This window comes from Paraburkholderia sp. UCT2 (assembly GCF_014397665.1).
Lineage (GTDB): Bacteria > Pseudomonadota > Gammaproteobacteria > Burkholderiales > Burkholderiaceae > Paraburkholderia > Paraburkholderia tuberum.
In genome coordinates, this window is record NZ_VZQO01000086.1 from 1 (window position 1) to 8,984 (window position 8,984).

Consider the following 8,984-nt stretch of genomic DNA (forward strand, 5'->3'; position numbering starts at 1 on the left):
TCCTAGACCTCGCCGACCCGGCGCCGCCGGCAGTTCGTCGTCTCCGGCGGCTACGCCGCCTCCGACTCCTCACTACCGGCCAAGATGAATGTCGGTACACCGGACGTAGTCATTGTCGCCGCCCACCAGTTCGAGTTCACGCACGAAGCGTACATGCCCTCTATGGTCAAGTCATGCGCCTACGCGCTCCTAGCCACAGTGGCGGAGGAAAGCGGAAACGCTGATGACGCACGGTCGCACATCGGAAATGCTCAATATTTTTTGGGCCTGCTGGAGGGATCGGTGCTAGTGGAACCCGCACTTGCTCACATAAATGCTGAACGCGCCAAATCAGGTGCAACCAAACGCGACGAGAAGTTCGCGCCGCTCAGAGATCTGGCGAGAAAGCTAGCAGCAAAAAAGGACTATCCGAGCAAGCGCAATGCTGCCTTGTCGATCAAGAACGATGTTCTAGCTGCGGCAAAGGATCACAAGATCGCCCTGTCGGAGATGCAAGCGGAACGCACGATCACTGGCTGGCTCGACGGTATGCTGTTTGGTCGCAAACAGTGAACTACTTGCCTGCAAACGGTTAACCTCTTGCAGGCAAGCATCGCATGTTCAGTAGCACGCGGGCTATTTTGCATTTCCACTCCTGATTAAAGTTCGTTTCGTCGATTAACTGATCGACATTCACAAACTTTTCAAGGAGTTGAAATATGACCACCGCAAATACGCAGAAATCCATCGCGTCACAAAATCTCGCTGCCCACGCAGCCGAAGCCGCCAAGCAGCTCGGGTTGCCCCAATCGCCCACGGATTCAAACTCGCAAGCTGAAGTCATCAAATTCGGCGATATCGCGCAGCAATCCAATCAGGCGGAGCAACCCGCACAGTCCTCGACCGCATCGACATCCGAAAACGCTAAGTCCGAAGATCGTACCTGCGACGCCACCGATGGTTTCGCCCGCCTGGTTACGGCGGCAATTACGCTTGGCAGCGGGTCGCGCGAAAAGTCGCGGCAGGCTCTGCACGCAGACTACGTTGCGGCGCATGCATACGAGAACGCGGGGGACCATAAGGAAGCGTACAAGGAGCGTACAAGGCCGCGCTCGAAAAGCAGTGCGCTGACGCCAAGCCCAAGATCGAGGTAACCGACCGCAAGACCACCCCGTTTCACATGATCGTCAAGCTGACCTTCACCGACGTCACCAAGCAATTTGTGTCGGACAAGGTTCACGTTCTGCGAGTCGCACTCGCCCACAAGGTCAAGCCGGACTCGTTCCTTACGTGGCTTGAGGCCGAGAAAGGCGAGCGCAATGTTGTCGTGACCTACAATCGCGACGGGGCAGCAAAGCCGCCAAAGAGCTCGAACACTGGCGACAGCACCACTGGGACTGCGACAACCCAGCGTGCGTCAAAATCCCATGTGGATCTCGTTCGCGACCAGCTGAAGTCGTCGGCTCTCATCACGCTTGCCAAAGGCAGCGTCGGAAAAACGCTCGACGACCTGAAGACTGACATCGAGCTTTCTGCCATCATTGTGCGCCAGGCCGACGGTACATTTGTCGTCAAGACCGTCGTGGAAGACAGCGAAGCAGTCGATGCCGTCTATGCTGGCTACTATCGCGCAAACGCGGAGCAGGTCGAATCTGCGGCCAAGCAGAAGAAGATCGAGGAACTGCTCGCAAATCCCGAAGATCTCGCGGTTGCCGATATCCGCAAGCAGCTCGGCAATGACATCGGCGACAAAGCAGCTGAGGCCGCAATTCAGGCAAAGGCGTTCCGTGATGACTTGAAGACGACGCCACCGGAACTCAAGCATTACGTCAGCTTGTTGAAGGCTGCCGATTTCGTTGCCAAAGCCCACAGCGGGAAGTCGAGCGATTCGCATTATGAAAAGGCACTGGAAGAGCTTGAACAAGTACTTGGGCGCGACCCGTCGCTGGGCGTCTATCTCGACCGCCCATTCAGCCCCGACATCGATCCAAATCAGGAAGATGCGCCGCGCCCGATCAACTCGAAGTCACATTACGCAAAGGCCGGCGGCGCAACCATAACCAAACAAGACATGCTGCGCCAAACGCTTCGACAAGAGCTTGACGACCTGCGCGGCGTAAGCGATGCGGATGCGAAAGCAGCGGATGCAGTGATCGCCAGCGGAATGGCCCTGCTGAACAAGTACGTGACACGTGGCTAACAATACGCATTGCGCCTAGCAACTCGCCCGCATGGGTCGCGACGCTCGCGACCCAAGCGACACTCCCAGCGGCAGAGTGTCGCCAGTGCCCGAATCACGTCCGATACTCGGACTTCCCATCGAACGCTGGGACTGCTTCCGACGCGACTTCGACGGCTGATTCGACGCCCTCCATCTGCCGGATGATTCCTCGCGAGTAACGATAATGCTTTCGTCTATGGTATTTTTTGTTACTCGCTGCCGTCCTCAACATATGCATGCACGCCAACGCACTTCTCTCCACGTCCGACTATCGGACTTGGCCTGTGCGCAGTTGCGATATGCCGCCGACGAAGCGCCGAGGACAGTATCCAATCCGGGCCAACGCAGCATGTTGGTTAAACGAGAACTACCTCTGACGTAAAGTCCCCACAAGGCTGGCCAGCACAGCCACCAGAGTTACTGTCAAATCTGGTGTTTGGGATTCGGCATGATCAGGCGGCCAGCGGTTGCTGAGCCGGTGTGCTGTCGGTCACCGGTAGCCCGTCTTTGAAAGGTATGCCTTCCAGGAGCGAGGCGATTTTCTCTGGCGCACGAATGCGCCGCCACGATTGTTCGGCTGACTCGATGAGCTTGAATGCCAGACCGAGGAAGGTCGCGCGCGAAACGCAATTGCGCGTGCGGGTGGTTCGATGCCGTACGGTCGCGAACGTCGATTCGATGGGGTTTGTGGTTCGCAGATGCTGCCAGTGCTGTGCAGGAAAGTCGTAGAAAGCCAGCAGTTCATCGCGATCGTTTGTCAGCTTCCCGGCCGCCTTGGGATATTTGGCCGAATAGAGCTCGACGAAACGATCGAAGGCCACGAGTGCGTCTTCACGCGTGGCGGCTTGCCAGATTTCCTGCAGGCCAGCTTTGGCCCGACCATGCTGTGACTTCGGCAATGCGTTGAGCACGTTGCCGGTCTTGTGAAACCAGCAGCGCTGGTGCCGCGTCTGCGGGAACACTTCGGCCAGCGCCGCCCACAATCCCATGGCGCCGTCCCCGCTTGCAAGCAGCGGGCCGCCTTTCAGGCCACGCGCCTTCAGATCCAGCAACACGTCGCGCCACGCGTCCTTCGATTCGCGATAGCCGTCGGCAATTGCCACGCGCTCCTTCGTTCCGTCCGGCTTCACGCCGATGATGACGAGCAGGCACTGGCCGTCGGAATCGTCGCTGCGCAGCCCCGTGTGAATGCCGTCAGCCCACCAGTAGACCCAGCGTGCTTCCGACAGGTCGCGCCGGTTCCATAGCAGGTGTTCCTCTGCCCATTGAGCCTTCAGGCGGCTGACCACGTTCGGCGAAAGCCCTTTAGCCTGTTCGCCCAGCAGCACACTGAGCGCCTCGCTCATGTCCCCGGTCGACACGCCGCGCAGATAAAACCACGGCAGCGCCGCCGACACGCGTGATGACTTGCGGATGTAGGGCGGCACAATGTTCGAATTGAACTTCACGCCCGAGCCTGAGCGGTCGCGTACCTTCGGCACCTTGACGGAAACCGGACCGATCGCCGTGACGACCTCACGTTCAGGCAGATAGCCGTTACGCACCACGGCCCGCCGGCCGTCGAGCGTCTTCACGTTCCCGTACTGCTCGAGCAATGTCGCCAATTCCGCCTCGATCGCCTGCTGGATGATCTGACGGGCACCGCGCTGGACCAGATCGTCCAGGCTGCCCAACGTTGCTGCTTTACCGCCGTTCGCTTCTTCCGTAAGCTCATTCATTGGTGGTGGATTCCGGTTAGCTGGTTGTTACTCTCGACAAGCAACATTCTCGGCTAACCGCCACCGCCTTCTCAATTCCCCGCCTCAACCCCGTACACCAGATCCGACGATAACTCCAGCCACCAAGCGCCTCGCGTAATGGACGACGTTTTGGCGCGTTGGCCGCCCGGGACGTGCCCAGCTTCATAGTCGCTTAAGCTGCGCGACTTAAGCGCAAGCGCTTGCCCACACGTTCGCCGGTCGCCGTCGACAAATTGTCTTGGAAGACTACCCGGACGGACTCACGTCAGTCTTTTCTTGATGATCCAGCAACCCCTCGCTACCCTCGTTATATCAACAGCCATAGCTCGGGATTACATGTTCGCGATCACCCGCTTTCACAATTTCATGTCGCTCTACCAAGGCCGGTATGCAACTGCCTTTGCAAAAACACTCAATACATCCGTGTTCGCGGCGAAAGCACTCGACATCGGGCTGTCCACCGGCGAAATCTCACTCGACAAACTGTATTTGCTGCTCGGGTGCAGTCGCGGTCAGGCAATGGGCGCCGCGTTCGGCTTACAGGAACAGGGGCTGGTCAACGATATCGAATTCACAAAAAGCCAGAACGGGGAATATTTCCTCGTTCCGGTCGATGCGCGATGCGAATCCGCCCGGCTATATCGCGCAAAGCTGGAACAACTCAGCCGCGAGATGGGCCTTTATGACCTCGTTGAAGAAACGTTGCCACTCCTGCAGGTGATTTTCATGGAAGCGCTATCTGCAATGGAAGCCAAACATACAGGGCATTGACATATGACCCCTGCTTTGGCGCACGGTCAACGCTGCATAGCAAGACGGCTCCGCCGCCAAATTCTCGCGACCGGAGCCCGTCCTACAGTGCTAGCACACCATCGCTCAAGGTGGCGCGTTTCCCGCAAACCCTGCACAAACGCTCCTACCGTCATGCTGCAGCCCTGAAAGTCTTTCGTTCGCAGTCATTTCGACGGCAGTCGAACTTCTGGAAGTTGACTCAGGGTAACGATCCCGCGCGACAAGGTGAACAAAGGGTAGTTGACCGCCGACAGTTACTTCAACCAATACACCTTGGGACATTCATCCGCTATAGTGCAACGAGAGTTGTTGAAGTTCAGCGCATTGATGGCGTGAAACGTGGGAAGAGCAACCTCGATTGATTTTTATTTAACCTACGATTTAGTGGAGATGTTTGTGAAAAAAGTCACCATAGATCAAAAAGTGCGAATTTTGGACGATTTTTTCAAGGTAGAGCAAGTTCACTTGCGCTACGAAAAGTTTGACGGCCAGATGAGCTCCCTAGTTCGAAGGTTGAATTTTGAGCGAGGCGATTCGGTAGCCGCGGTAATTTTTAATCCTAAAACGAAGACCTTGACGTTGGTTAACCAATTCAAGTATCCAACGTACGAGAAAGGTCCTGGCTGGATAACCGAGATCGTCGCCGGAATGATTGACAAGGGCGAGAGCCCGGATGCAGCTATTCGCAGGGAAATTATGGAGGAGACGGGTTACAGCATCACTACGCTGGAACACATTTCTACCTTCTACGTCTCGCCAGGGGGGTCCTCGGAGCGGATTATTCTTTATTATGCGGAAATTTCCAATGAAGGTAGAGTCGAATCGGGTGGCGGCGTTGCAAGTGAAGCGGAGGACATCTTAACGATAGAAATTAGACTAGACGATGCCTTGAAAAAAATTCAAGATGGCGAAATTGCTGACGCCAAAACAATACTCGGAATTTATTGGCTGAAAAATAGATCTAAACAAGTCAACCAATAGACTTTTCAATTGCCCTACAAAATCAAGGTATCGAAATGTCAAACAAAACCGGACGCCAAAAATGTTTCGTTGTGATGCCGTTTGGTGAAAAAAAAGATGCCAATGGGAATTCGATTGATTTCGACAAGATATACAAGTACTTCATAAAACAAGCGATCGAGGCACTTGATATTGATTGTGTTCGGTGCGACGAAATCGCCGAGGCGGGCTGGATCCATTCAAAGATGTTTCAGCACATTTACGAATCGCGCGTAGCGGTGGTTGACATAACCTCGCTTAATCCGAACGTGTTCTATGAACTCGGGGTTCGGCATGCTCTCACGCAGTCGATCACAGTGCTGATTCGCAGGGACGGCACGGATATCCCATTCAATATCCAGGGGTTTAAGGTTATTGATTATTCTGAGGATTTAGAGAAGTTAGACGAAGCGAAGAAAAAAATAACTGATTTCATAAAGAACGGCCTGAAGATCAGGAAGAACGACAGCCCGGTTCACGAGGCTCTGAGCCTCAACATAGGTGCGGCATCGAAAGAACTCACAAGGACCGAAATTTATAACTATGGAATGCACCGAGCGCCCGGAAAGAAGATCGGTTTGATTACAGGCGATATTCGACACATCAGAATGATCGATGTGTGGGTTAACTCTGAGAATACCAATATGCAGATGGCGCGACATCATGATCGCTCCATTTCAAGTGTCATTCGATATTGCGGCGCCGAAAAGAAAGATGGCAAAATTGTTGCCGACACTGTCGCGAACGAATTAACTCAGATCACAGGGGAGAACGCCAATATTCCGGCTGGTGAGATTATTGTAACGGGCGCAGGAGAACTCACGCGCAGCCACGGAGTGAAGAAAATATTTCATGCAGCGGCGGTTGTCGGGCAACCAGGTAAAGGATATACGCCAATCGCAAATATCGGGATGTGCGTCCGTAATGCCTTGGAAAAAATCGACTCAGAAGAACTACGCGGTACGCAACTGAAGTCGATCGTATTTCCTCTTATGGGCACCGGGACGTCGAGGGGTGATCTTGAGCCTAAGGCAAGCGAGTTAATCGACGCTGCGATAGCCCACCTCATCGCGCATCAGGAGTGTACTGTTGAGCGAGTATATTTTCTGACACGAACCGAACAAGACCTCGAGGTTTGTCAGCGCATCCTTCAAGAAGCTGACGAAGTGACAATTGACCTAGAGTCCTAGCCATCGCAACTTGGCGATATTAATGGTGCGAATATCGGCGTTCAGTCACGGTGGCAGGGTTTGTCTTAGGCTCGACGGTCGTGTCGGGACAACTCTAAATTTTGTGTGTAAAGCACAACATGTTGCGAGGGCGCTTGGATGCGCCGCAAAAGGAAGGGGGCCGCTGCAGCTACGATGGCGCTGCCGTTGATCCCTAAAGAGATCGATCAGTTTGCGATGTACCCGATGCGTGTCGAGGCGGTCCAAAATCAGCTCTCAACTAGTTTTATCTTTGCTCACTTAACGTGGAAATCCGTTAAGGCATTGAGCAAGCCGTTTGACACTGAAAAACCTTTCAAAGCAAGGGCCAATATTTTTGGGTTCGGTCAAGCGAATGAGGCGAAGGCCGCCTGACCTCGGATCTTTTCGAGCGGTTCGGGTCGTATGGGCGTGTTCGCTAGCCAAAGTACTAAGTGGATAGTCTTGGTCGCTAGCAAAACGCATCGACCACATCAAAGGCTACTGATAATTCCCATTGCGCTGGCCTGCGGTTAGGAGTTCCGTACGGCAGGACATAGACGCGAGATCTCCTGCGATGGAGCGCCGCGATAGAATCAACACCGGTCGCATAGCGAGCCCGTCAACGATTGGCGCTGATTCCGTGTGCGCAAGATTGAGACTTCTCCTCAATATGATTGACCGACCGCCTGAGGGCGTGAGGTGGCCTTTCGCTCCTTGGCTGTCACAACGCCTGGCGATAGCCGCAAACCGGACGCTCAAGATGAGCCGCAACTATCGGAAAAAACGCTATGTACCCCACATGCCGGGCGAAAGGATATACCGCAACCGGGAAATTGCAGGCGACGTTGCGGACGTCGCGTTTATTTGCCGCCGGGCTCCTTCTCCATCCACTTCGCGAGCCAGCTTTCGTTCTCTACGGATATCGCTGCCTCGCAGTCTCTGACAAAATTCGTCCACGACTCGGAATCGATCCTGTCTCGGGCGGAGCACAAGCGATTTACGAGATCTTCTAGGCGCCGCGCCGTGCCGTAATAGCTCACAACCAAAAAATCGTATCGGTTTGCCGCGATATGAGCAGCAATGGCAGCGCCTAAGGTCGTGCAAACCGCAACCCACGCGCTGATTCCGCTGTGAAATGTTGTGCTCGTGGAGGCTTGAATGCTGGCACCCGTTGCCACAGCACTGAGCGCAGTTCCAGCAAGTCCAAGAACAAACTCTGCTGCGCGAAGCCGATCCAATCGCTTGGCACAGAGCTTTGCCTTCTTGCGGTAATAGCCGTTGATCTGCTGCTCCACCCGTTTGGAAATGTACTCGTCTCGAGTAAGAGTGGGAGGCGGGGACGCCGACCCGACCTCCACGTTGGCCACGTAGCGTTCGAGATCTTGAGCGGCCGCCTGAACGGCATCGGTCTTGTCCAGCAGAATTTTCAGCCTATCCTCGCATGCATATGGGGCAGCGTTAGCCCTAAAGGAATAGATTTCCGCTTTCAAGGCTTCGGAGACGGACCGCGCGCGGGTCCACGAACGTATCGCATCGACGGTTAGCAGGCGAGCGGTGACAAAGGTCGCGATCGCAAGGAAAACAGCGCCAAGGGCCGAAAGGGCGGTCCGGCCGCTCGGGACATCCGCGAGAAATGTTGCTGCGACGGTTTCCGAAGTCGCACCACAAACGCTCAGCACCAAAGCAATATTGCGAGCATAGTTGATCCGGGCTTTAAGGCGATCAGCAGCGCGGGACCATCCAATTCTGCGGCGCCAAATATTCGCTACCGATTCTTCGCTCACGATGCGTCTCCCGATGGCGCAACAATCACACTTTCCAGGTCAGCCATTGCTCAAAAATCCCGTTCCAATGCCCTCACGACTTTTTCGGCGCTACGGAGGATGCTCGAATGAGGTCGACGGTCGTTGTACCACATCAGGTTCAGCGATCGACCACCGAGCTAACGTCAAGAGTGGTGTATGGGCAGCTTGATAGCGTTCGGCTTCAGGCGGCGAGTTTCTGCTGAACCGGTTGATCGCCTTGCACCGGTTCGCCGTCCCTGAAGGCAATGCCCTCCAGCAA

The 8,984-nt window shown here is 55.0% G+C and carries 9 protein-coding genes; 7 read left to right on the forward strand and 2 right to left on the reverse strand.

From position 1 onward, the window contains the following. Positions 1-84 precede the first annotated feature (84 nt). The 3 genes from F6X39_RS35240 to F6X39_RS35250 all read left to right on the forward strand — a co-directional run bounded on the left by F6X39_RS35240 (position 85) and on the right by F6X39_RS35250 (position 2,179). Entirely contained in the window at positions 85-552 is a 468-nt protein-coding gene (locus tag F6X39_RS35240; RefSeq protein WP_187620024.1) for a hypothetical protein, read from the forward strand. Between the two features lie 146 nt (positions 553-698). Next, entirely contained in the window at positions 699-1,133 is a 435-nt protein-coding gene (locus tag F6X39_RS35245) for a hypothetical protein (RefSeq protein ID WP_187620025.1), read from the forward strand. A 26-nt stretch (positions 1,134-1,159) separates the two neighbouring features. Then, positions 1,160-2,179, forward strand: a complete 1,020-nt coding sequence (locus tag F6X39_RS35250) for a hypothetical protein (protein WP_187620026.1) — start codon at positions 1,160-1,162, stop codon at positions 2,177-2,179. 473 nt (positions 2,180-2,652) lie between these two features. Here F6X39_RS35250 and F6X39_RS35255 read toward each other — a convergent pair whose 3' ends face one another. Beyond that, positions 2,653-3,918, reverse strand: a complete 1,266-nt coding sequence (locus F6X39_RS35255; RefSeq protein WP_187620027.1) for an IS256 family transposase — start codon at positions 3,916-3,918, stop codon at positions 2,653-2,655. A 357-nt stretch (positions 3,919-4,275) separates the two neighbouring features. Between F6X39_RS35255 and F6X39_RS35260 the strand changes: the two genes are divergently transcribed. The 4 genes from F6X39_RS35260 (at position 4,276) to F6X39_RS35275 (ending at position 7,313) form a co-directional block, all read left to right on the forward strand. Further along, a complete protein-coding gene (locus F6X39_RS35260; RefSeq protein WP_187620028.1) occupies positions 4,276-4,710 on the forward strand; it encodes a hypothetical protein in 435 nt (144 codons plus the stop codon). Between the two features lie 360 nt (positions 4,711-5,070). After that, the gene (locus F6X39_RS35265; protein WP_222945413.1) at positions 5,071-5,712 is read left to right on the forward strand and encodes an NUDIX domain-containing protein; all 642 of its coding nucleotides are present in this window, start codon (positions 5,071-5,073) and stop codon (positions 5,710-5,712) included. A 35-nt stretch (positions 5,713-5,747) separates the two neighbouring features. Beyond that, positions 5,748-6,920: a macro domain-containing protein gene (locus F6X39_RS35270; RefSeq protein ID WP_187620029.1), complete on the forward strand. Its 1,173-nt coding sequence runs from the start codon at positions 5,748-5,750 to the stop codon at positions 6,918-6,920. 174 nt (positions 6,921-7,094) lie between these two features. Then, complete coding sequence (locus F6X39_RS35275) at positions 7,095-7,313, forward strand: hypothetical protein (RefSeq protein ID WP_187620030.1); 219 nt, start codon at positions 7,095-7,097, stop codon at positions 7,311-7,313. Between the two features lie 467 nt (positions 7,314-7,780). Here F6X39_RS35275 and F6X39_RS37455 read toward each other — a convergent pair whose 3' ends face one another. Then, on the reverse strand, positions 7,781-8,704 hold the full coding sequence (locus F6X39_RS37455) for a DUF4231 domain-containing protein (RefSeq protein WP_187620031.1): 924 nt from the start codon (positions 8,702-8,704) through the stop codon (positions 7,781-7,783). Between the last annotated feature and the right edge of the window lie 280 nt (positions 8,705-8,984).